The organism is Citrobacter sp. Cpo037, from assembly GCF_030332945.1.
Taxonomy (GTDB): domain Bacteria; phylum Pseudomonadota; class Gammaproteobacteria; order Enterobacterales; family Enterobacteriaceae; genus Citrobacter; species Citrobacter portucalensis.
This window is the reverse complement of sequence record NZ_JAOWGW010000007.1, coordinates 16,080-39,854: the sequence shown is the minus strand read 5'-3', so window position 1 is coordinate 39,854 and position 23,775 is coordinate 16,080. Positions and strand designations below refer to the sequence as shown.

Sequence of the window (23,775 nt, the reverse complement as noted above, 5' to 3'; positions counted from 1 at the left end):
TATTTTTTAAAAGTGAGCTTCGGCGTTCAGTAACACTTCAGTAACGTTCTGCCTGCCGAGCATTTATCTCAAGTACTACCCTGCATAATAAAACCGGAGATACCATGAATAAGAAGGTGTTGACCCTGTCTGCTGTAATGGCAAGCATGTTATTCGGCGCGGCTGCGCACGCTGCTGATACCCGCATTGGTGTGACTATCTATAAGTATGACGATAACTTTATGTCTGTAGTACGTAAGGCTATTGAAAAAGATGCCAAAGCGGCACCAGATGTACAGCTGCTGATGAACGACTCGCAGAACGACCAGTCCAAACAAAACGATCAGATCGACGTGCTACTGGCAAAAGGCGTTAAAGCACTGGCGATTAACCTGGTTGACCCGGCAGCTGCTGGCACGGTCATTGAAAAAGCACGCGGACAGAACGTACCGATCGTGTTCTTCAACAAAGAACCTTCTCGTAAAGCGCTGGACAGCTATGACAAAGCGTATTACGTCGGTACCGACTCTAAAGAGTCCGGCATTATTCAGGGTGATTTGATTGCCAAACACTGGGCAGCTAACCCGAACTGGGACCTGAACAAAGACGGCAAAATTCAGTTTGTTCTGCTGAAAGGCGAACCGGGACACCCGGATGCTGAAGCACGTACCACTTACGTGATTAAAGAGCTGAACGACAAGGGCATTAAAACTGAGCAGCTGCAGTTAGATACTGCAATGTGGGATACCGCTCAGGCGAAAGATAAGATGGATGCGTGGATGTCTGGTCCAAACGCGAACAAAATTGAAGTGGTTATCGCTAACAACGATGCGATGGCAATGGGTGCAGTTGAAGCGCTGAAAGCGCACAACAAAACCAGCGTACCAGTATTTGGTGTGGATGCGCTGCCTGAAGCGCTGGCTCTGGTGAAATCTGGCGCCATGGCCGGTACCGTGCTGAACGATGCTAACAACCAGGCGAAAGCCACCTTCGATCTGGCGAAAAACCTGGCTGACGGCAAAGGTGCGGCAGATGGCACTAACTGGAAAATTGAGAACAAGATTGTTCGCGTTCCGTACGTAGGTGTCGATAAAGATAATCTGGCAGAGTTCACCAACAAATAAATACTCCGTATGTGGGCGCAATTTCATTGCGCCCTTAATAATGCACTCTGCAAGGCCAACAAGGTATAATTATGGTCAGCACACATACTCAGTCGTCAGGCGAATACTTGTTGGAAATGACCGGCATCAACAAGTCCTTCCCCGGCGTTAAGGCGCTTGATAATGTCAATTTAAAAGTTCGCCCGCATTCTATTCACGCCCTAATGGGAGAGAATGGAGCGGGGAAATCAACATTATTGAAATGTCTTTTCGGCATCTATCAAAAAGATTCCGGCAGTATTTTATTTCAGGGTAAAGAAATCGATTTTCATTCTGCTAAAGAAGCGCTTGAAAATGGTATTTCGATGGTACACCAGGAATTAAACCTGGTATTACAACGTTCTGTGATGGACAACATGTGGCTGGGACGCTATCCCACCAAAGGCATGTTTGTCGATCAGGAAAAAATGTACCGCGATACCAAAGCGATATTTGATGAACTGGATATTGATATCGATCCGCGTGCGCGCGTCGGTACATTATCCGTTTCACAAATGCAGATGATTGAAATTGCGAAAGCATTCTCCTATGACGCCAAAATCGTCATCATGGATGAACCAACTTCATCGTTAACTGAAAAAGAAGTTAACCATCTGTTCACCATCATCCGTAAGCTGAAAGAGCGTGGATGCGGTATTGTTTATATCTCTCACAAAATGGAAGAAATCTTCCAGCTGTGCGATGAAATTACCGTACTACGCGACGGTCAGTGGATTGCGACCCAGCCGCTGGAAGGGCTGGATATGGATAAGATCATCGCCATGATGGTCGGACGTTCACTGAACCAACGTTTTCCGGATAAAGAAAACAAACCTGGTGAAGTCATTCTGCAAGTGCGTAACCTGACCTCGCTGCGCCAGCCGTCGATTCGTGATATCTCGTTTGATTTGCACAAAGGGGAGATTCTTGGGATTGCAGGTCTGGTAGGCGCAAAACGCACGGATATCGTTGAAACGCTTTTTGGTATTCGTGAGAAATCATCAGGTACGATTACGCTACACGGCAAAAAAATTAATAACCACAGTGCAAATGAAGCCATCAACCATGGTTTTGCACTGGTCACGGAAGAGCGCCGCTCAACCGGTATTTATGCATATCTGGACATTGGTTTTAACTCGTTAATCTCCAATATCCAAAACTATAAAAACAAAGTTGGTCTGTTGGATAATTCCCGCATGAAGAGTGATACCCAGTGGGTAATTGACTCCATGAGGGTAAAAACACCGGGTCATCGTACGCAAATCGGTTCACTTTCTGGCGGTAATCAGCAAAAGGTGGTTATTGGTCGTTGGTTATTAACCCAGCCAGAAATTCTGATGCTGGATGAACCGACGCGTGGAATCGATGTTGGCGCGAAATTTGAAATTTATCAGTTGATTGCCGAACTCGCGAAAAAGGATAAGGGGATTATTATTATTTCCTCTGAAATGCCGGAGCTGCTGGGTATTACCGATCGTATTCTGGTGATGAGCAATGGTCTCGTTGCTGGAATTGTTGACACTAAAACAACAACGCAAAACGAAATCCTCCGTCTTGCGTCTTTGCACCTTTAAGATTAGGGGCTCCTCATGAGTGCGTTAAATAAGAAAAGTTTTCTTACTTACCTGAAAGAAGGCGGAATTTACGTTGTTCTTTTGGTTTTGCTGGCGATTATTATTTTCCAGGATCCCACTTTCTTAAGCTTACTGAACCTGAGTAATATTCTCACGCAATCCTCGGTGCGTATTATTATCGCATTGGGTGTGGCTGGACTGATTGTTACCCAAGGGACCGACCTGTCGGCGGGGCGTCAGGTTGGCCTGGCGGCAGTGGTGGCGGCAACTCTGTTGCAGTCGATGGAGAATGCCAACAAGGTATTCCCGGAAATGGCGACGATGCCAATCATTGTAGTGGTGCTGATTGTTTGCGTGATTGGCGCCATTATCGGTCTGGTGAACGGTATTATCATTGCTTATCTGAACGTAACACCGTTTATTACCACACTGGGTACGATGATTATCGTTTACGGGATCAACTCCCTGTACTACGACTTCGTCGGCGCATCGCCAATTTCTGGCTTTGACAGCGGATTCTCAACCTTTGCGCAGGGCTTTATTGCACTGGGCAGTTTCCGACTCTCCTACATCACATTCTATGCGCTGATTGCGGTGGCCTTTGTGTGGGTGCTGTGGAACAAGACCCGCTTCGGTAAAAACATTTTCGCCATCGGCGGAAACCCGGAAGCTGCGAAAGTGTCCGGTGTAAACGTTGCGCTGAACCTGCTGATTATCTATGCGTTGTCTGGCGTGTTCTATGCCTTCGGCGGTTTGCTCGAAGCCGGACGTATCGGCTCAGCGACCAACAACCTCGGCTTTATGTATGAGCTGGATGCGATTGCGGCGTGCGTGGTTGGCGGCGTGTCGTTCAGCGGCGGGGTAGGTACCGTGTTTGGCGTAGTAACCGGTGTGATCATCTTCACCGTCATCAACTACGGTTTGACCTACATCGGCGTGAACCCTTACTGGCAGTATATTATCAAGGGCGGCATTATTATCTTCGCGGTCGCGCTGGACTCACTGAAGTACGCGCGTAAGAAGTAATCTGGGAAGAGAAAAATAAAACCGGTGCAGAGGCGTTCTGCATCGGTTTTTTTATTTGATAAAGAGTAACCAGATACCAGTGAACAATGCACCAATGGCCATACCGAAATAAACGATGATATAGTTCCAGTAAGTGCTGGGTTCTTTAGCGCGAGAAATGATCATTGGCGTCTGCGAACCTTTCACTGTTTTCTCGACGATACCGGAACGTAGTCCCTTCAGGCCTTCTCTGCACGTCCAGAGAACAATCATCAGTACGCCAATAACGATAAAGATCGTTTTTCCTTCCATGCTTATTTTCCTTGTTTCTTTTGTAATTCGAGTAATTGTTCAGGCGTGACCGCCGGATACCCCTGCGCATCGTCCGGTACCTGATGCATAGTAGGGATGGGCACCAGTGGGCCTAAAAAACGGGGCTCACGTTTGAAAATGTAGAGATCGGCGAGTGCGCCAAAACGGGCGCCAAATTCACGTACCCGCACGGTGAGCATATCTTTTGGCGAAGGTACGGCGTAGCACTGGGCCTGAATACCCATATGCAGCGCAATAAACAAGGCGCGCTCACAGTGGAATCGTTGAGTAATAATGATGAAATCGTTGGTATCAAAGACCTTGCGGGTACGCACGATGGAGTCGAGTGTCCGGAACCCTGCGTAATCAAGCACGATGTCAGCGGGATCGACGCCTGCGGCAATCAGATCCTTACGCATCGTCATGGGTTCGTTGTAGCTTTGCTGGGCATTATCGCCGCTTAACAGCAGATAGTTTACCTTCCCGCTGTTATAGGCGTTCAATGCGCCCTGAATGCGGTAACGGTAATATTGGTTGATGACGCCGGTGCGGTAATACTTCGCCGTGCCCAGAACCACACCTACCTGGCGGTAGGGTAAATCCTGCAGTTCGTCGTAAATGTAGGGAGCCGTCTTCCAGCTCATCCAGCGATCGAGTCCAAGCACAGTCAAAAGCAGCAAGCCTAGCAGGACTAACAGGCTGTAAAACACGCGCTTTAACATGCAGAAAACTCGTTATTTGGATGGAATTTCAATCAGGCTACTGTACCGGAAGACGTAGCGCAAGAAACAGCAGTCTGATTGAGGGGATTTTAGGCATTGCGCATAGTGCCGGATAGCGGTGTAAACACCTTATCCGGCCTACGAACTGGCGTTATTGAGTCGATTAACCCAGAAGTACGCGCTCTATATTGTCGCAGCCCAGTGCTTTCAGCGTGGCGGAGGTTGCATCCCACTGAATCAATGGCGCGTCGGCTTTTTCAGCCAGTACAGCACGTTGGATATCTGGATAATCATAACCGTTGAGATTCAACAGGTTTAACGCGCCCTGCAGCGGTGGCAGGGTCGGGTTAAAAGCGGCATTTTCAGCATAGCTGCCGCTAAAAATACGACCATCTTTACACTCCAGCGCCACGCCGCTTGGGGATTTGCTGTACGGCATATGGCATCTGTTGGCAGCGGTGATTGCCGCCTGAGTCAACGTATCGCCCTGCAGCGCGAAGCCGTGATCCTGATCGTCCATCAGCAGCGTTTTAATCTCCAGATCCTTCGGGCCGAAGGCATCTGGCAGGTAGTCGCGCAGCACGTGTGGTGCACGTCCCGGCAGATGAATACGTAAATCCAGTCCGCTGTTCAGTTCGTTCATAAACTGGCGACAATGGCCGCACGGCGTGTAGTTGACGGTGATGGCAGCGAGCCCTTTTTCACCGCGCAGCCAGGCGTGGCTGATGGCGCTTTGCTCGGCATGAACGGTTTGCTGCATGGTCGCGCCCAGGAACTCCATGTTCCCACCGAAGTACCAGTTGCCGCTGATGCCGCGAGAAATTGCCCCAACGTTGAAGTTGGATAGCGGAGTACGTGCGCAGGCCGCAGCCAGCGGCAGCAGAGCGAATGCCAGCGCGTCTTCGTCCAGTCCCGATTCGCGTTTCAGCAAAGAGACCTGCTCAGCAGTCAGCATGGCGGGGAAATGTGCATCCGCCAGAACAGGGGCCAGGGCTGATTGCAAGTTATCCGCGAGTTGGGCAAAAGCAGTTTGAAAACGTGGATGCATGGCGATGCCTCATAACAATGTAATGGAATCGTAGTTTACGGGCCTGTTATGGCTTTATATGTGATCCAAATCTCATTGTGTATGCAACTTATGAAACTTAAATGAAAAATGTGCAACGCATCGCAAATAAATAGCTAAAAAATGAAGGTTAACCCACCACTGCCAGAATAATCGGGAACAGGAACGGGGCTACCAGCGAGGTAATAATGCCGCAAATGACCAGCGCCAGTGAGCTAAACGCACCTTCCTGATAGTCCAGTTCCGCACAGCGTGCGGTGCCCAGGGCGTGCGACGCGGTGCCCATTGCCAGCCCACGAGCGGCCTTGGTGCGAATACGCATCGCATTAAGCAACGTATGACCAAATACTGCCCCGAGAATGCCGACAAAAATGACGCAAACGGCACTGATAGCCGGAATACCGCCAATACTGCCACCCACGGCCATAGCGATAGGTGTAGTGACCGATTTTGGCATGATTGACGCGGCAATTTGCGGCGATGCGCCCATCAACAAGGCGATTGTTGTACCTGTAACCATCGCCACAACGCTGCCGGCAAAACAGATAGCAATGATTGATTTCCAGCGGGCGCGAATCTGGTGCAACTGTTCGTATAACGGATAGGCCAGCGCGACCACGGCAGGTTGCAGCAAATCGTTCAGCACTTCGCTGCCTTTGAAATAGTGATCATAGGGAATACCGGTCAGCAGCAGAATGGGAATAATTACCACCATGGCCACCAGCAGAGGGTTCAGCAAAGGCATTTTAAAGCGAGCTGCCAGCTTACGTGCGCCAAAAAATACCGCCAGCGTAAGAGGTAACGACCACCAGATATACGACATCATTTTTTTGCTTTAGCCTCTTTTTGCCCAACGATTTTGCGCTCACCGTGCACAATGTGCGAGCTCCAGCTCACCACCAGGAAAACGACCAGCGTACTGATGGTACAAGACACCACTACCGGACCAAATTGTGCGCGGAGCAGGTCAAAGTACTGCATGATCCCCACGCCAATCGGGACAAACAACAGGGCCATATAACGAATCAGCACGTAGCAGCCAGGGTTAACCCATTTTGCCGGTAACACCTGCAAAGCCAGTAAGACAAATAGGATCAGCATGCCGATAATGCTGCCCGGAATGGTGATAGGGAGTAGCGATGCAAGAAAAATACCTGCATAGAGGCAGGCATAAATCAGGACGAATGCGCGCAAATATTGCCAGATAACGTTCAGTGCTTTGCTCATAGTTGAAACCCTTGACGAGACTCATTCATCATACAATTAAACTTAAAAACGTGCTACCGATCACATCATGAATTCTAAGCATAGAGGAAATAGATATCTGGAACATCGGGCGATGGCCCTAACTCTCCGCGCTAAACCTGTGCCAGATAATACAAAAAACGATTCAGGGCGGTAGTCGGCGTTTCGTTGTTGCGCCAGAATACGCCGACGCTGCCTTTTTGTTCAATCTTCGGCAGATTCAGGATAGCCAGCTGTCCCTGGGCGGCATACCTTTGTGCCAGACGCAAAGAAAGAATAGAGATCATGTCGCTACTTTGCAGCAGATTGGTGCTGACGTTGATCGATGCCGATTCAATGATGTTTTCCGGCAACATGACACCGTTATCAACCAGCGCGTTATCAATGCTTATCCGGATAGGGGTTCCTGTCGGCCAGACAATCCAGCGCCAGTTCGCCAGATCGTGCCAGGTGAGCAGGGGATATTTTGCCAGGGGATGATCGGGACGGGCGACGAAACAGACCGGCTCGGTATACAGCACCTGGTAATTGAGCGGCAACTGAAGCGCCCGGCCACCGACGCGACCGACGACGACATCCACCGAACCCGCGAGCAGATCGTGCAGCAGCGGGGTCATCACTTTCTCTTCAATATTAAGATGCAGGGTTGGTAACTCTTTAAGCAACCCCAGTATTGCCTGAGAAACACAGTCGGTCGCTACTGGCGAGCAGCCAATCTTCAGACTCCCTACAAGGCCGCCTTGCTTAAAACGGGCGATCTCATACTGCGAACGTTCCATATCATTGATTAGGCGTTGGGCATGCTGCAGTAGCAGTTTGCCGCCTTCGGAAGGACGCAAGCCTTTGCTATGACGTTCAAAGAGCGTGATGCCAATCTCATCTTCGAGTTGTGATAACCATTTCGACAACGCGGGCTGGGTGATATTCATCATCCGGGCGACGTGAGTCAGATTTCCCTGTTCGCCCAGTGCAATAAGCGTTTGCAGGTAGTGCAACTTCAGTTTCTGCGCCCAGTTTGCCATTTGCTATAACCTCCAGGTTATACCTCTGCATGAAAAGCCATTGTACATTTCATCTCCAAACATACAAAGTCGCAACATACCTAAAACAAAACAGACATCTACTCTACCTGCACTGAGGCATTCACTATGACTCAACAACGTGATCTACAAGCGCTGATCGATTCCGCCCCCGTCGGTAAGACCCAGTGGCGCGTTATCATCTGCTGTTTTCTGGTTGTCATGCTCGACGGATTTGATACCGCGGCGATTGGTTTTATCGCACCCGACATTCGCACTCACTGGCAGCTGACTGCCGGCGATCTGGCCCCGCTGTTTGGCGCAGGTCTGCTGGGACTGACCGCTGGCGCGCTGCTCTGTGGCCCGCTGTCCGACCGTTTTGGCCGCAAAAGAGTGATAGAACTCTGCGTGGCATTGTTCGGTGCGCTAAGTCTGATCTCGGCTTTTTCACCCGATCTACAAACGCTGGTTATTTTGCGCTTCCTGACCGGTTTAGGTCTGGGCGGCGCGATGCCAAATACCATCACCATGACGTCTGAATACCTGCCAGCGCGTCGGCGTGGGGCACTGGTCACCATGATGTTCTGCGGATTCACCCTGGGATCGGCAATGGGCGGCATCGTCAGCGCGCAGCTGGTGCCGGTGATTGGCTGGCACGGCATCCTGGTGCTGGGAGGCGTTCTACCGCTGATGCTGTTTGTGGCCCTGCTGTTTGCGCTACCGGAATCCCCACGCTGGCAGGTTCGTCGTCAGCTGCCGCAAAACGTGATTGCCAGAACCGTTAGCGCCATCACCCGGGAACGTTATGACAATACCCATTTTTATCTCAACGAGGGCACCTCAATTGCTAAAGGCAGCATTCGCCAGCTGTTCGTCGGGCGACAGCTGCCCATTACCCTGATGCTATGGGTAGTGTTCTTTATGAGCTTGCTGATTATTTATCTGCTCTCCAGCTGGATGCCAACGCTGTTAAACCACCGTGGAATTGATCTGCAGCATGCCTCCTGGGTGACCGCTGCCTTCCAGATTGGCGGTACGCTTGGCGCGCTGGCGCTGGGCGTGCTGATGGATAAATACAATCCTTTCCGCGTGCTGGCCGTGAGCTATGCGCTGGGCGCGGTATGCATCGTCATGATTGGTCTGAGTGAGAACGGCCTGTGGCTGATGGCGCTGGCCATTTTTGGCACCGGCATTGGTATCAGCGGTTCTCAGGTTGGTCTTAATGCGTTAACCGCCACGCTTTATCCGACACAAAGCCGGGCGACGGGCGTCAGCTGGTCTAATGCGGTGGGACGCTGCGGCGCGATTGTCGGCTCGCTTTCCGGCGGCGTGATGATGGCGATGAATTTCTCATTCGATAACCTGTTTTTCATTATTGCCGTCCCGGCGGCCATCAGCGCGGTGATGCTTACGCTGCTGACGGTTGTTATCCGCCAGTCGGCCTCTGCCTCGAATACTCTGCCTCGCGCAGGTGTTGTGAATGAATAAGGAGAATCCCTATGTCTGAACTGAATCAGGATGTTAAGAACAGCCGTCAGCAGTTTTACCAGCATATTTCCGGGCAGAATCTGACCCCGCTGTGGGAGTCGCTGCATCGTCTGGTGCCGCCAACTCCGAACGCACATTGCGCGCCAGCGTACTGGAACTATCAGGAGATCCGTCCACTACTGTTAGAAAGTGGCAATCTGATTGGCGCGAAAGAGGCGATTCGTCGCGTGCTGGTGCTGGAAAACCCAATGCTGCGCGGACAGTCTTCAATCACCCCAACGCTGTACGCGGGATTGCAGTTAATTATGCCGGGCGAGGTTGCGCCGAGTCACCGCCACAACCAGTCTGCGCTGCGCTTTATTGTCGAAGGGAAAGGGGCATTTACCGCCGTGGATGGCGAGCGCACCCAGATGCAAGAAGGCGATTTTATTCTGACGCCGCAGTGGCGCTGGCACGATCACGGCAACCCGGGCAGTGAACCGGTGGTGTGGCTGGACGGTCTGGACCTGCCGTTGGTGAACCTGCTGGGCTGTGGCTTTGCGGAAGACTACCCGGAAGATCAGCAGCCGGTCACGCGCAAGGAAGGGGATTATTTACCGCGCTACGCGGCCAATATGCTGCCGCTGCGTCATCAGAAAGGTAACTCATCGCCGATTTTTAACTATCGCTACGATCGCAGCCGTGAGGCACTGCATGACCTGACCCGCATGGGTGACGCCGATGAATGGGACGGTTACAAGATGCGTTACGTCAACCCGGTAACCGGCGGTTATCCCATGCCTTCAATGGGAACCTTCCTGCAACTGTTGCCGCAGGGCTTTTCCTCACGAATGGCGCGTACCACCGACAGCACTATCTACCACGTGGTGGAAGGAAGTGGGCAGGTCACCATCGGCAATGAGACCTTCAACTTTTCGCCAAAAGATATCTTTGTGGTGCCGACCTGGCACGGCGTGTCGTTCAAGACCCGCGAAGATACCGTCTTATTCAGTTTTTCGGACAGACCGGTTCAGGAAGCGCTGGGGTTGTTCCGCGAAGCACGTTATTAATTTGGGAGAGAGAAAATGACGCAATACGTATTTGAACCACAAGCGCCTGTTACCGTTCCGGTTGTTGGCTGTGATGAACAATTTCCTGTGCGCCGAGTTTACTGTGTGGGCCGTAACTATGCCGCTCATGCCCGTGAAATGGGCTTTGATCCGGATCGCGAACCGCCGTTCTTTTTCTGTAAACCTGCCGATGCGGTAGTCCCGGTGGCGGCTGGTCAGACCCTCGAACTGCCGTACCCATCGCAAACCGATAACTATCACTATGAGATAGAGCTGGTGGTGGCGATTGGCAAAAAGGGCAGTGATATTCCGCTGGAAAAAGCGCACGAATATATCTGGGGCTATGCCACCGGTCTGGATATGACTCGCCGTGATCGGCAGATGGAGATGCGCCAGATGGGGCGTCCGTGGGAAATTGGCAAAGCGTTTGATCTCTCCGCGCCCATCGCGCCGCTGCATAAAGCCAGCGAAAGTGTGGATGTTAACCATGCGCCAATCTGGTTGCAGGTCAACGGCGACGATCATCAGCGTAGCGATATTCGCCACCTCATCTGGTCTGTGAATGAAACCATCAGCTATCTGTCTGGCTTCTTCGAACTGCAGCCGGGCGATCTGATCTACACCGGTACCCCTGAAGGCGTGGGGGCGGTAGTGAAAGGGGATGTGATCACCGGAAACGTAGACGGTTTAACCCCCATCGCCGTGAAGATTGTCTGAGGTGGATGATGAAGCTGTACAGTTTCTTTAATAGCTCGGCGTCATATCGGGTGCGCATTGCGCTGGCGCTGAAGGGGCTGGATTACCAGACGGTGGGCGTCAACATTCGCATTGGTCAGCAGAACGAACTGGCCTACCGACGGATGAACCCGGTGGGACTGGTGCCGACGCTGGTGACCGATGACGGAGAATCACTTGGGCAGTCGCTGGCAATAATTGACTGGCTGGATGGCCACTTTCCGCAAACGCCGCTGCTGCCAGCCGACTTCCCGGTGCGCAGTAAGGTGCTGGAAATTGTCTATGCCATCGCCTGTGATATCCACCCGGTGAATAACATGCGGGTACTGCGCTACCTGAGCGAAGAGTTAAAGGTCAGTGAAGAAGATAAAAAACGCTGGTATGCACACTGGATCCAGCAAGGGTTAAGCGCGGTGGAACAGATGCTGCGCCAGAGTCATTCGGGTAAGTTCTGCGTAGGTGATGCGCCGACGCTGGCGGATTGCTGTCTGATCCCACAGTGGGCGAATGCGTTACGTATGGGTTGCGATCTGAGCGGATATCCGCGCTGTAAGGCGGTATATGATGCCTGTACTCAGCTTCCGGCGTTTATCGCCGCCGCGCCCGAGAATCAACAAGATAAAATTCCAGCCTGATAAGGAGAACGACAATGGCTAAAGTGACACGCGCAATTATCGTGGGTGGCGGGATTGGCGGCGCGGCAACCGCGCTATCGCTGGCCCGTCAGGGCATTAAAGTGATGTTGCTGGAGAAAGCGCACGAGATTGGTGAAATTGGCGCGGGTATTCAGCTCGGGCCGAATGCATTCTCTGCTCTGGACAGCCTTGGCGTGGGGGAAGTCGCCCGTCAGCGTGCTGTTTTTACCGATCACATCACGATGATGGATGCGGTAAACGCAAAAGAGGTTGTGCGCATTGAAACCGGGCAGGCGTTCCGCGATCACTTTGGCGGTCCTTATGCGGTTATCCATCGGGTTGATATTCACGCCAGCGTTTGGGAAGCGGCGCTGGTGCATCCTAACGTTGAGTATCGCACTTCAACTAACGTGGTTGATATTCGCCAGACAGAGAATGACGTGACGGTATTTGATGAGCACGGTAACAGCTGGACGGCGGATATTTTGGTGGGCTGTGACGGTGTAAAATCGGTCGTTCGTCAGTCTCTGATTGGCGATGCGCCACGGGTTACCGGACACGTGGTCTATCGCGCCGTGATTGATTGTGATGATATGCCGGAAGATTTACGCATTAACGCACCGGTGCTGTGGGCCGGACCACACTGTCACCTGGTGCACTATCCGCTGCGCGGAGGTAAGCAGTATAACCTGGTGGTGACCTTCCACAGTCGTCAGCAGGAAGAGTGGGGCGTGAAGGATGGCAGCAAAGAGGAAGTGCTCTCCTATTTTGCGGGTATCCATCCGCGCCCGTGCCAGATGCTGGATAAACCGACATCATGGCGGCGCTGGTCCACCGCCGACCGCGAGCCGGTAGAAAAATGGGGAACCGACCGCATCACGCTGGTGGGAGACGCCGCGCACCCGGTGGCGCAATATATGGCGCAGGGTGCCTGTATGGCGTTGGAAGACGCGGTAACGCTCGGTAAAGCGCTACAGCAGTGTGATGGCGATGCGGCTGATGCCTTTGCACTGTATGAGTCGGTGCGTATTCCGCGTACCGCACGCATCGTCTGGTCAACGCGTGAAATGGGCCGTGTCTACCATGCCGCAGGCGTCGAGCGGCAGGTGCGTAATCTGCTGTGGAAAGACAAATCGCAGGCGGAGTTTTATCGCGGTATGGAATGGCTGTACGGTTGGAAAGAAGATAACTGCCTATTGCCGCGCTGAGCCTCTTTAATCTCCCGAACGGAGGCGCTACCATAGCGCCTCTTTTTTTGCGGGTGACGATATGCGTGTTTTACTGGCGCCGATGGAAGGCGTGCTCGACTCACTGGTGCGCGAGCTGCTGACTGAAGTGAATGATTACGATCTGTGCATCACCGAGTTTGTGCGCGTGGTGGATCAGCTCCTGCCGGCAAAAGTATTTCATCGACTCTGCCCGGAACTGCATAATAACAGCCGGACGCCATCCGGCACGTTGGTTCGCATTCAGCTGTTAGGACAGTATCCGCAGTGGCTGGCGGAGAATGCCGCACGCGCGGTAGAACTGGGCTCGTACGGTGTCGATCTGAACTGCGGCTGTCCGTCGAAGCTGGTGAACGGTAGCGGCGGTGGCGCAACGTTATTGAAAGATCCTGAGCTTATCTACCGGGGTGCAAAAGCTATGCGTGAGGCGGTCCCGGCTCATCTTCCGGTGACGGTGAAAGTTCGTCTGGGCTGGGACAACAGCGACCGGCAGTTTGAAATTGCCGATGCCGTCCAGCAGGCCGGTGCCAGCGAACTGGCGGTGCATGGCCGAACCAAAGAGCAGGGCTACAAGGCCGAACATATTAACTGGCAGGCGATTGGCGAGATCCGCCAGCGGCTGACCATTCCGGTTATTGCGAATGGCGAAATCTGGGACTGGCAGAGCGCCCAGGATTGTATGGCCATCAGCGGATGCGATGCGGTGATGATCGGACGTGGCGCATTAAATATTCCGAACCTGAGCCGCGTGGTGAAATACAACGAGCCGCGTATGCCGTGGCCTGAAGTCGTGACGCTGTTGCAAAAATATACCCGCCTTGAAAAGCAGGGGGACACCGGGCTGTATCATGTAGCGCGGATTAAGCAGTGGTTAGGGTATTTGCGCAAAGAATATTCAGAGGCAACAGAACTGTTTCAGGAAATTCGTGCGTTAAATAATTCGCCGGATATCGCACGAGCGATTCAGGCTATCGAGATTACTGCCTGATCTCAGCTCCAGTAGGCCGGATAAGGCGTTTACGCCGCCATCCGGCATCAGAGAGAATAATAGCCTGAGATTTCTGCTATCAGGCCTGGGCGAAATGACGACATCAGAAAATCATCTTAAACACGCCTGTTACCACCAATAGCCCAATCAGAAAAATAATCAGAATTACCCACAGCAGAATTTTCATTAACTTTCCTTTTTTTGGTAAGTTCAGATTGAGTATAGGAAAGTATCAATCATTCTGCCTGGGGGCGTTGTTATGCTGGTTTACGTGCGCTGAGCAGAAACACCATCGGCCGCTCTTTTTCTTCATCTAAAGCCGGGTTTTCAGCAATCTGTTGCCCGGAAGGTCCCCATTCATCGAGACAAACGATCTCGAATCCGGCGGCAATCAGCGCATTAATCCAGGTCGCCAGCTTACGGTGCTGTTTTTTGACGCCTTCAGCAAACCAGTTACTGATGCGCTCACCTTCCTGCTGATAATGATTAACCGGCCAGGACAGCTGCCCGGTTTTATCTTTTATCCAGCCCTGATTAAGCGGTGCGGTATAAATTGGATGCTCGGCAGAGAAAACTAACATACCGCCTGGTGTTAATGACTGGTAAATGGTTACGAATAATCGTTCTATATCGTGCAAATAGTGCAGGGCAAGCGAGCTATAAACCAGGTCAAAAGAATTTGGGGACAGGGTTAGCGTTTCGAGATCTTCACGCTGATAAACGATGCCATTACCCTGAGTCATACTGTGTGCCTGGGTTAACATCTTTTGTGAAATATCCAGTCCCATTACGCTGGCTGCCTGATTATCGCGCGCGTAGCGGCAAAACCAACCATATCCACAGCCCAAATCAAGAATATTTTTGCCTTGAAGAGAGGGGAGCATCGCTTGTATTGTCGGCCATTCTGGCGCACCGTCGAGTCCCTTTACTGAACGATCCAGCGTGGCATATCCGGCAAAGAACTCAGGATCGTCATAGATATTCTGTGACATAACATCTCCATCCATTAATTATTAAAATTATTTAATCTATATTATTCACGAGGTGTATATTTTTCTGATTATATATTTTTATTGCCAAAGATGTATTGCCACGCGTAACTAAAAAAGCAACAGCGACAAGTCGTAATCTCTGCACATCTTTTCTTACCTGTATATCTCCATGAATCGTAATTCTGTGTTTGTCACGACGGCATTGTTGCCGCTTTTTGTTCTGATGTCTGGCTGCGCGCCGATGCATGATGACCGCCAGTCTCTGTCACAGCAGACGCCTGCCGCAAATGTCGATACCACATTGCCTGCCGCGTTAAAAAATGGCTGGCCGGACAGCCAGTGGTGGAAGGCATATCACGACCCCCAGCTTAATGCGTTGATTGACAGCACGTTGCGAAATTCTCCTGATATGCAGGTCGCGGAACAGCGCATTCAACTGGCGGAGGCGCAGGCTAAGGCGGTGGAGGCGCAGGATGGCCCGGAGATCGACTTCTCCGCGGACGTTGAGCGTCAGAGAATGTCAGCCGAAGGGCTGATGGGACCGTTTGCCATTACCGATCCGGCCGCCGGGACGACAGGGCCGTGGTACACCAACGGCACCTTTGGTTTAACCGCAGGCTGGAATCTGGATCTGTGGGGTAAGAATCGGGCTGAAGTGACGGCGCGTATAGGGGCCGTTAAGGCGCGTGAAGCCGAGCGTGAGCAAACCCGACAGCTGCTGGCGAGCGGCGTCTCCCGTCTTTACTGGGAATGGCAGACGCAGGCCGCGCTGAAAACCGTGTTGACGCAAATCGAAAGCGAGCAGCAAAATGTGATAACCGTCGATCGTCAGCTATATCAAAACGGCCTCACTTCTTCGGTGGAAGGTGTTGAAACCGATATCGATTCCAGCAAAACAGAGCAGCAGCTGAACGATGTCAGCGGTAAAATGAAGGTGATTGAGGCGCGCCTAAGCGCGTTGAGCAACTCGCAGTCCGTTGCCCTGAAGCTCCATTCGACCAAACTGCCCGTGGTTGAAAGTCAGCTCCCATCCCAATTGGGCTACTCGCTTCTGGCCCGTCGACCAGATTTGCAGGCGGCACACTGGTACATTGAGTCATCGCTGAGCAGCATTGATGCGGCGAAAGCGGCGTTTTATCCCGATGTGAATCTGATGGCATTTTTACAACAGGATGCGTTACATCTGAGTGACCTGTTCCGCCATTCCGCGCAGCAAATGGGTGTAACCGCCGGGCTGACGCTGCCTATCTTTGACAGCGGCAGACTGAATGCGAATCTCGATATTACGAAAGCGCAAAGTAACCTGACGGTGGCGAATTACAACAAAGCTGTGGTGGATGCGGTGAATGACGTGGCACGTGCGGCATCGCAGGTAGAAACACTGGCGCAGAAAAATCAGCATCAGCAGCAGATTGAACATGACGCTCAGCGCGTAGTGGGGCTGGCGCAGGCGCGCTTTAATGCAGGTATTATTGCGGGTTCCAGGGTCAGCGAGGCAAAGATCCCGGCATTACGTGAGCAGTGCAACGGTCTGCTTTTACAAGGACAGTGGCTGGATGCCTCAATCCAGTTGACCAGCGCGCTGGGTGGCGGTTATCACGCATCCTGATTGTTCGGCCCGCCGGTGTTCCGCTGTCGGGCCATCTTCATTGCGCTTTACGCGTGCTTCGACGTTTCATCCACCAGCGGACGCCCGCGACTATCCCGATAACCAGCACCAGCCAGATGCCATGCTTGATATGCTGGTCGAGGCTGTGCAGCCACGGCGCGATCACTTCACCACCGACGTAGCCGAGGGTGGTAAATAGCAATGCCCAGACAAACGCGCCAAGAATATTCAGCGGTAAAAAGATCTTCGGCGGCAGGTGACTGGCGCCAATCAGTAAGGGACCAATAACGCGAAAGCCGTACATAAAGCGAGTACCGACAACAAACAGGTAAGGACGTCGTTGGATCATTTTCTGCGCATAATGAATTTTCGCCTGATGGCGCGAGAAACGACGCAGAATTTTGCCGCCAAAACGACGTCCGAGTAAATAGAGCAACTGATCGCCAATCATCCCACCCAGCGCGACCGAGAGCACCACCAGCGGGAATTTCAGGACTCCCTGATGCGCCACGACGCCGCCTAACAGGGTAATGGTTTCACCTTCTGCCAGGCTGCCGATGATTAACGCAGCATAGCCGTATTGCGCAACATAATGCGTTATATCCATACGTTGTATGACCTCCACTGGTCATAGCATACACCCAATGAATACTTGATGCCGGAAAAGACGCATAGTAGCGCTTAACGTCGTTCAGTTCCCTAATGCCTGATGGCGCTTCGCTTATCAAGCCTGCGGCTTACACACTTTTTACCCGGCGCTTCGGTATTTTTCATGTGTACATAAAATAATCAAAAGCTGAATTATACTTGAAGTGTTGAGGTCCGGAGCTGACAAGAAGGGGGCGGTATGAACCATGTCTGGGGACTGTTTTCCCATCCCGATCGTGAAATGCACGTGATCAACAGCGAAAACGAAAGTGTTTCGCATCACTATACCCACCATGTACTGCTGATGGCGGCAATCCCGGTTGTTTGCGCGTTTATCGGTACAACGCAAATCGGTTGGAATTTTGGCGATGGCAATATCCTGAAGTTATCTCTGTTGACCGGATTTGCGATGGCAATTCTGTTTTACGGGGTCATGCTGGCAGGCGTCGCCGTCATGGGCCGGGTTATCTGGTGGATGGCACGTAATTACCCGCAGCGTCCGTCGTTGGCCCACTGTATGGTCTTTGCAGGATATGTCGCGACGCCGCTGTTTTTAAGCGGATTGGTCGCACTTTATCCGCTGGTCTGGCTGTGTGCATTAGTAGGAACGATCGCGCTATTTTACACCGGCTATTTACTTTATCTCGGCATACCGACGTTCCTGAATATCTCTAAAGAGGAAGGCCTGAGCTTTTCCAGTTCGACGCTGGCGATCGGTGTGCTGGTACTGGAAGTTCTGCTGGCGATTACGGTAATCCTGTGGGGTTACGGCTATCGGTTATTCTGACGGATAAACCTGTCTGCGCTGCGTTGTTGACGTAAAAGTCAGCAACGCAGCATTTCGAGACGATTCTCCTGTGGCGGCAAACCTGCTGGATCGCTATGATGCCTGAGCTAGCTTGAGATAATACTTAGTCTCTGGCGGTGTGCGTTGTGACGTGCGTGAACCATTATCAGAAATCTCATCATGCTGAAATTCCGAGTTTCATTATTAAGCCTTGCCCTGGTGCTGGCCGTTCCTTTTGCACCCCAAGCCGTGGCTAAAACGGCAACTACCGCAGCGGCTTCTCAACCTGAGATAGCGTCCGGTAGCGCGATGATTGTTGATCTGAATACCAACAAAGTTATCTATTCGAACCACCCGGACCTTGTGCGTCCGATTGCGTCGATTACCAAATTAATGACCGCGATGGTGGTGCTTGATGCACGACTGCCGTTGGATGAGAAACTGAAAGTTGATATCAGTCAGACGCCGGAAATGAAAGGCATCTACTCTCGTGTGCGACTGAACAGTGAAATTAGCCGTAAAGACATGCTGTTGCTGGCGCTGATGTCATCAGAAAACCGTGCGGCGGCGAGCCTGGCGCATCATTACCCTGGCGGTTATAACGCGTTTATTAAGGCCATGAATGCCAAAGCGAAAGCGCTCGGCATGACTCAGACTCGCTTTGTGGAACCAACTGGCTTATCGATTCATAACGTATCGACCGCTCGTGATTTAACTAAGCTGCTGATCGCCAGCAAGCAGTATCCGCTGATTGGCCAGTTAAGCACCACGCGTGAAGATATGGCGACCTTTGCCAACCCGGCTTATACGCTGCCATTCCGTAACACCAACCATCTGGTATACCGCGATAACTGGAATATTCAGTTAACCAAAACCGGGTTTACCAATGCGGCAGGACACTGTCTGGTGATGCGCACGGTGATCAATAACAAACCGGTGGCGCTGGTGGTGATGGATGCGTTCGGTAAATATACCCACTTTGCCGATGCCAGCCGTTTACGTACCTGGATCGAAACGGGCAAGGTGATGCCGGTTCCGGCGGCGGCGCTGAGCTATAAAAAGCAAAAAGCCGCGCAGATGGCGGCGGCAGGTTCGGCGACGGGCGAGCAAACCGCACAGAACGATTAAACAAGACGTCTTATCCGGCCTGCACAAAACTAATGTGGCTGTAGGCCGGGCAAGCGAAGCGCCCCCGGCAACATGCCCGGTGGCGCTTATCTTTTTTTTGGTTTACGACTCTTTCCAGAACTTCTGCTTACTCGTTTTCCCAATACCCGGATTCATACTGTTGGTGGGATCGTTCTCACGGTAAAAACGGGTCAAGGTTTCCGGCGCCTGATACAGATGCCCGACGTTGTGCTCTGCCGGATACTGCGCCCCACGCTCGCGCAGGAGTTCCAGCATCTGCTCTTTCAGCGCATGCGCGTCCACGCCTTTTTTCACAATGTAATCCTGATGGAAGACGTAGCACATAAAGTGACCGTAATAGAGTTTGTGCACCAGTTGGCTGTCGATCTCTGCAGGCAGATGCTCGTACCATTCGGTATCGTTACGGCGTAGCGCGATATCCAGCGCCAGAATATCTTCCACTTCATCGGCATGCACGGCCTGATAACGTATAGCCGCGCCAGCCGCCGCAAAGCGATGCAAAAACGCCTTGCTGCCTTCTTCCGGCGTACAGGCAAAGAAGTCGCCTTCAGCGGTTTTGAAAAACTCGCTTAGCCAGTTTTGCGCTTCAGCCACGCCGCCACCGGCCATTTTTAACAGCAGGTGATGTTCATACTTATCGCGCCAGCTTTTCATGCGCGCGGGTAAGTGGCTGGGGAACAAATGGCCAAATTTCTGCATTGCCCGATCGGTGAAATGCGGACGGAAAATTTTCACTTTTTCCAGCATCGCATCGGTGCGACCTTTCAGGGTGAAGAAGAACGGCATTTTGTCGGTGCCGAGCTTGTCGATCATCAGAAACGTATCTTTGCCGTATTGCTCAGCGATGTCATAAATATCGCGGTGCATATATTCACCGGCGACCGGCAGATGCTCAAATTTTGCCAAAATATGACGGCGGATCTCCGTCAGCACCTCTGGCTGGTTGGTACCGATGTAAAAGACCTGCTGGTTTTTTTCGGCTTCGAAGGTGTCCAGACGCACCGCAAAAACCGCGAGCTTGCCTGCACAACCGGATGATTCAAACAACCGATCCGGATCGGCGTTATAGCGAGCGGGCGTGTCCGCCTCAATATCTCTGACGCGGGTAACGTAGTCGTGATCGTGTGCATGACGTCCATCGTGGCGCACATCGTCATCTTTGATACGGTCGTCATCAAGTTTGCTAAGGATCTGTTCCGGGGTCTGGCCCAGTTCGATACCCAGATGGTTAACCAGCTGTAATTTACCCTGCTCGTCAATACGCGCAAACAGCGACATCTCCGTGTATGCCGGACCGCGCTGAACCAGCGAGCCGCCGGAGTTGTTACAAATACCGCCAATCACTGAAGCGCCGATACAGGAAGATCCGATCACCGAATGCGGCTCGCGGCCAAACGGTTTGAGCGCTTTTTCCAGTGAATAAAGCGTGGTGCCGGGATAGGCCAGCACCTGTTCGCCTTTGCCGATGACGTGCAGCTTATCAAGGCGCAGGGTGCTGATAATGACAATCTCGCGATCGTAATCATTACCGCTCGGCGTAGAGCCTTCGGTCAGACCAGTGTTGGCGGCCTGCATCAGGATAATTTTATCTGCGGCGACGCAAGCGTTGAGGACGCGCCACAGTTCTAAAAGCGAGCCAGGGAACACCACGGCGAGTGCATCGCCCTGACCGGAGCGGAATCCCTTGCGATAGCGGGCGGTTTTAGCAGGGTCTGTGAGCAGGTGTGAATGACCTACCAGACGGGTCAGTTCATTCAGAAAAGCTTTATTATCTGTTGTAATGGAAGACATTCTCCACTCCTTGTGGTGGGACTCAATATCAGGAACAAGCATAGCGCTTTGTATGACAATACGCTTTCTCATTCATATTGTCTCTGGTTCGTCTTCTACTGATTCGCGCTGGTTTTGAAAATTAGGAGAATAACCTTAGCTTTCTTTATCACTCCCGTTTAGTCTTACGGCAAACTGCGGTTTTTGTTATATTTTCGCTGCCTGGTCGGGAAAAAATAAAGAGAGAATCAACATGAAATGGCTATGTTCTGTAGGTGTCGCGGTGAGTCTGGCGTTGCAACCAGCGCTGGCGGACACGCTGTTTGGTAACCATCCTCTGACGCCAGAAGCGCGGGATGCATTCGTTACCGATTTACTTAAACAGATGACCGTGGATGAGAAAATTGGGCAACTACGCTTGATAAGCGTCGGGCCTGATAACCCGAAAGAAGCCATCCGCGAGATGATCAAAGACGGGCAGGTTGGGGCAATTTTTAACACCGTCACGCGCCAGGATATCCGCAAAATGCAGGATCAGGTGATGGAGCTCAGCCGCCTGAAAATTCCTCTCTTTTTTGCCTACGACGTATTGCACGGCCAGCGTACCGTGTTCCCGATAAGTCTCGGCCTGGCATCCTCTTTTAATCTCGATGCGGTCAGAACCGTTGGCCGTATTTCCGCGTATGAAGCTGCCGATGATGGTCTGAATATGACCTGGGCACCAATGGTCGATGTCTCTCGCGATCCGCGCTGGGGCCGTGCTTCAGAAGGTTTTGGTGAAGACACGTATTTAACGGCTACGATGGGTAAAACCATGGTGGAAGCGATGCAGGGGAAAAGCCCGGCGGATCGCTATTCGGTGATGACCAGCGTCAAGCACTTCGCCGCCTATGGCGCGGTTGAAGGTGGCAAGGAATATAACACCGTCGATATGAGCCCACAGCGTCTGTTCAACGACTATATGCCACCGTATAAAGCCGGGCTGGACGCCGGTAGCGGTGCGGTGATGGTGGGTCTTAATTCGCTAAACGGTACGCCTGCAACCTCAGACGCCTGGCTGTTAAAAGACGTGCTGCGAGATGAATGGGGCTTTAAGGGGATTACCGTTTCCGATCACGGCGCGATTAAGGAACTGATTAAGCACGGTACCGCCTCCGATCCTGAAGATGCGGTGCGTGTGGCGATCAAGTCCGGCATCAACATGAGTATGAGCGATGAGTATTACAGCAAATATCTGCCGGGCTTGATTAAATCCGGCAAAGTGACGATGGCGGAGCTGGACGACGCCGCGCGCCACGTGCTGAACGTGAAATATGATATGGGGCTGTTTAACGATCCGTACAGCCATCTGGGGGCCAAAGAATCTGACCCACAGGACACCAACGCAGAAAGCCGTTTGCATCGCAAAGAGGCGCGTGAAGTGGCGCGCGAAAGCCTGGTGCTGCTGAAAAACCGTCTGGAAACGTTGCCGCTGAAAAAATCGGCCACAGTGGCGGTTGTCGGTCCGCTGGCCGACAGCAAGCGTGATGTGATGGGCAGTTGGTCCGCCGCCGGTGTTGCCGATCAGTCGGTAACGGTACTGACGGGGATTAAAAATGCCGTCGGCGATCAGGGCAAAGTGCTGTACGCCAAAGGGGCGAATATCACCAACGACAAAGGCATTGTCGATTTCCTCAACCTGTATGAAGAAGCGGTAAAGGTTGACCCGCGTTCGCCGCAGGCGATGATCGATGAAGCCGTTAACGCCGCGAAGCAATCAGATGTGGTTGTCGCGGTAGTCGGTGAAGCGCAGGGCATGGCGCATGAAGCCTCCAGCCGCACCGATATCACCATTCCGCAAAGTCAGCGTGACCTGATTGCTGCGCTGAAAGCCACGGGTAAACCTCTGGTTCTGGTGTTGATGAACGGTCGTCCGCTGGCGCTGGTTAAGGAAGATCAACAAGCCGATGCGATCCTCGAAACCTGGTTTGCCGGGACGGAAGGCGGTAACGCCATCGCCGATGTGCTGTTTGGTGATTACAATCCGTCAGGCAAGCTGCCGATGTCTTTCCCGCGCTCTGTTGGACAGATCCCGGTCTATTACAGCCATCTCAATACCGGTCGTCCGTATAACGCCGATAAGCCGAACAAGTACACGTCGCGCTACTTTGATGAAGCCAATGGTCCGTTGTATCCCTTTGGTTATGGCCTGAGCTACACCACGTTTACAGTTTCTGATGTGAAGCTCTCTTCTCCGACGATGAAACGTGACGGAACCGTGACGGCCAGCGTGCAGGTGACCAACACCGGCAAGCGCGAAGGTGCAACGGTGATTCAGATGTATTTACAGGATGTGACCGCCTCCATGAGTCGTCCGGTAAAACAGCTGAAAGGTTTTGAAAAAGTGAATCTTAAGCCAGGTGAAACCCAGACCGTCAGCTTCCCGATTGATATTGAAGCGCTCAAATTCTGGAATCAGCAGATGAAATACGATGCAGAGCCTGGCAAGTTTAACGTCTTTATCGGTGTGGATTCCGCCAGAGTGAAGCAGGGCGAATTCGAACTGCTTTAATTGACGAGTAAATTCATGCAGCAGGCCTGATGGCGCAATGCTTATCAGGCCGACTAAATCGTATCATCCGGCAAATTCATATTG

The 23,775-nt window shown here is 52.2% G+C and carries 23 protein-coding genes; 13 read left to right on the top strand and 10 right to left on the bottom strand.

Going from position 1 to position 23,775, the window contains the following annotated elements:
* The first annotated feature begins 104 nt into the window (after positions 1 to 104).
* The 3 genes from mglB (at position 105) to mglC (ending at position 3,721) form a co-directional block, all read left to right on the top strand.
* Positions 105 to 1,103, top strand: a complete 999-nt coding sequence (mglB, locus tag OGX94_RS00235; RefSeq protein ID WP_003027399.1) for a galactose/glucose ABC transporter substrate-binding protein MglB — start codon at positions 105 to 107, stop codon at positions 1,101 to 1,103.
* Positions 1,104 to 1,174: 71 nt separating this feature from the next.
* A complete protein-coding gene (mglA, locus tag OGX94_RS00230; protein ID WP_003027396.1) occupies positions 1,175 to 2,695 on the top strand; it encodes a galactose/methyl galactoside ABC transporter ATP-binding protein MglA in 1,521 nt (506 codons plus the stop codon).
* A gap of 15 nt (positions 2,696 to 2,710) precedes the next feature.
* Complete coding sequence (gene mglC / locus OGX94_RS00225; RefSeq protein WP_003027393.1) at positions 2,711 to 3,721, top strand: galactose/methyl galactoside ABC transporter permease MglC; 1,011 nt, start codon at positions 2,711 to 2,713, stop codon at positions 3,719 to 3,721.
* Between the two features lie 51 nt (positions 3,722 to 3,772).
* Here mglC and OGX94_RS00220 read toward each other — a convergent pair whose 3' ends face one another.
* The 6 genes from OGX94_RS00220 to OGX94_RS00195 all read right to left on the bottom strand — a co-directional run bounded on the left by OGX94_RS00220 (position 3,773) and on the right by OGX94_RS00195 (position 8,067).
* On the bottom strand, positions 3,773 to 4,012 hold the full coding sequence (locus OGX94_RS00220; RefSeq protein WP_257661812.1) for a DUF2542 family protein: 240 nt from the start codon (positions 4,010 to 4,012) through the stop codon (positions 3,773 to 3,775).
* Between the two features lie 2 nt (positions 4,013 to 4,014).
* Positions 4,015 to 4,734 (bottom strand): outer membrane permeability protein SanA, encoded by a 720-nt coding sequence (gene sanA, locus OGX94_RS00215; protein WP_003027383.1) that lies wholly within the window; start codon positions 4,732 to 4,734, stop codon positions 4,015 to 4,017.
* 163 nt (positions 4,735 to 4,897) lie between these two features.
* Positions 4,898 to 5,782, bottom strand: coding sequence for a cytidine deaminase (gene cdd, locus OGX94_RS00210; protein WP_003834500.1), 885 nt, complete (start codon positions 5,780 to 5,782; stop codon positions 4,898 to 4,900).
* 148 nt (positions 5,783 to 5,930) lie between these two features.
* Positions 5,931 to 6,626: a CidB/LrgB family autolysis modulator gene (locus OGX94_RS00205; RefSeq protein WP_003027380.1), complete on the bottom strand. Its 696-nt coding sequence runs from the start codon at positions 6,624 to 6,626 to the stop codon at positions 5,931 to 5,933.
* Positions 6,623 to 7,027 (bottom strand): CidA/LrgA family protein, encoded by a 405-nt coding sequence (locus OGX94_RS00200; protein WP_003834497.1) that lies wholly within the window; start codon positions 7,025 to 7,027, stop codon positions 6,623 to 6,625. The genes OGX94_RS00205 and OGX94_RS00200 overlap by 4 nt, the downstream gene beginning before the upstream one ends.
* Before the next feature lie 131 nt (positions 7,028 to 7,158).
* Positions 7,159 to 8,067: a LysR substrate-binding domain-containing protein gene (locus OGX94_RS00195; protein WP_286568471.1), complete on the bottom strand. Its 909-nt coding sequence runs from the start codon at positions 8,065 to 8,067 to the stop codon at positions 7,159 to 7,161.
* 126 nt (positions 8,068 to 8,193) lie between these two features.
* On the opposite strand from OGX94_RS00195, the gene mhbT reads away from it, so the two are divergent.
* From mhbT to dusC, 6 genes are all read left to right on the top strand, one after another.
* Entirely contained in the window at positions 8,194 to 9,552 is a 1,359-nt protein-coding gene (mhbT, locus tag OGX94_RS00190) for a 3-hydroxybenzoate transporter MhbT (RefSeq protein WP_240389221.1), read from the top strand.
* A gap of 11 nt (positions 9,553 to 9,563) precedes the next feature.
* Positions 9,564 to 10,601: a gentisate 1,2-dioxygenase gene (gene gtdA, locus OGX94_RS00185; RefSeq protein ID WP_149385215.1), complete on the top strand. Its 1,038-nt coding sequence runs from the start codon at positions 9,564 to 9,566 to the stop codon at positions 10,599 to 10,601.
* Between the two features lie 15 nt (positions 10,602 to 10,616).
* Positions 10,617 to 11,318, top strand: a complete 702-nt coding sequence (locus tag OGX94_RS00180; RefSeq protein WP_063940516.1) for a fumarylacetoacetate hydrolase family protein — start codon at positions 10,617 to 10,619, stop codon at positions 11,316 to 11,318.
* 8 nt (positions 11,319 to 11,326) lie between these two features.
* Positions 11,327 to 11,971, top strand: a complete 645-nt coding sequence (gene maiA, locus OGX94_RS00175; protein WP_003834489.1) for a maleylacetoacetate isomerase — start codon at positions 11,327 to 11,329, stop codon at positions 11,969 to 11,971.
* Positions 11,972 to 11,985: 14 nt separating this feature from the next.
* Positions 11,986 to 13,179, top strand: coding sequence for a 3-hydroxybenzoate 6-monooxygenase (locus OGX94_RS00170; protein ID WP_257661813.1), 1,194 nt, complete (start codon positions 11,986 to 11,988; stop codon positions 13,177 to 13,179).
* Positions 13,180 to 13,240: 61 nt separating this feature from the next.
* The gene (dusC, locus tag OGX94_RS00165) at positions 13,241 to 14,185 is read left to right on the top strand and encodes a tRNA dihydrouridine(16) synthase DusC (RefSeq protein ID WP_003834483.1); all 945 of its coding nucleotides are present in this window, start codon (positions 13,241 to 13,243) and stop codon (positions 14,183 to 14,185) included.
* A gap of 103 nt (positions 14,186 to 14,288) precedes the next feature.
* On the opposite strand, the gene yohP is transcribed toward dusC, so the two are convergent.
* Together yohP and OGX94_RS00160 are read right to left on the bottom strand one after the other, a co-directional pair.
* Complete coding sequence (gene yohP / locus OGX94_RS24900; RefSeq protein WP_015572324.1) at positions 14,289 to 14,372, bottom strand: small membrane protein YohP; 84 nt, start codon at positions 14,370 to 14,372, stop codon at positions 14,289 to 14,291.
* Between the two features lie 70 nt (positions 14,373 to 14,442).
* Positions 14,443 to 15,177 carry a class I SAM-dependent methyltransferase gene (locus OGX94_RS00160; RefSeq protein ID WP_003834481.1) on the bottom strand — a complete coding sequence of 245 codons (735 nt, stop codon included), beginning with the start codon at positions 15,175 to 15,177 and terminating at the stop codon, positions 14,443 to 14,445.
* A gap of 169 nt (positions 15,178 to 15,346) precedes the next feature.
* On the opposite strand from OGX94_RS00160, the gene mdtQ reads away from it, so the two are divergent.
* Entirely contained in the window at positions 15,347 to 16,786 is a 1,440-nt protein-coding gene (gene mdtQ, locus OGX94_RS00155) for a multidrug resistance outer membrane protein MdtQ (RefSeq protein WP_048234918.1), read from the top strand.
* Between the two features lie 37 nt (positions 16,787 to 16,823).
* Here mdtQ and OGX94_RS00150 read toward each other — a convergent pair whose 3' ends face one another.
* Entirely contained in the window at positions 16,824 to 17,393 is a 570-nt protein-coding gene (locus tag OGX94_RS00150; RefSeq protein ID WP_003834476.1) for a DedA family protein, read from the bottom strand.
* Positions 17,394 to 17,633: 240 nt separating this feature from the next.
* On the opposite strand from OGX94_RS00150, the gene OGX94_RS00145 reads away from it, so the two are divergent.
* Together OGX94_RS00145 and pbpG are read left to right on the top strand one after the other, a co-directional pair.
* Positions 17,634 to 18,221 carry a Yip1 family protein gene (locus OGX94_RS00145; protein ID WP_003834475.1) on the top strand — a complete coding sequence of 196 codons (588 nt, stop codon included), beginning with the start codon at positions 17,634 to 17,636 and terminating at the stop codon, positions 18,219 to 18,221.
* Positions 18,222 to 18,401: 180 nt separating this feature from the next.
* Positions 18,402 to 19,349, top strand: coding sequence for a D-alanyl-D-alanine endopeptidase (gene pbpG, locus OGX94_RS00140; RefSeq protein WP_003027363.1), 948 nt, complete (start codon positions 18,402 to 18,404; stop codon positions 19,347 to 19,349).
* 102 nt (positions 19,350 to 19,451) lie between these two features.
* Here pbpG and dld read toward each other — a convergent pair whose 3' ends face one another.
* The gene (gene dld / locus OGX94_RS00135) at positions 19,452 to 21,161 is read right to left on the bottom strand and encodes a D-lactate dehydrogenase (RefSeq protein WP_063940511.1); all 1,710 of its coding nucleotides are present in this window, start codon (positions 21,159 to 21,161) and stop codon (positions 19,452 to 19,454) included.
* A 232-nt stretch (positions 21,162 to 21,393) separates the two neighbouring features.
* Here dld and bglX point away from each other — a divergent pair, with 232 nt between their 5' ends.
* Positions 21,394 to 23,691, top strand: a complete 2,298-nt coding sequence (bglX, locus tag OGX94_RS00130) for a beta-glucosidase BglX (protein WP_003834471.1) — start codon at positions 21,394 to 21,396, stop codon at positions 23,689 to 23,691.
* Positions 23,692 to 23,775: the final 84 nt, after the last annotated feature.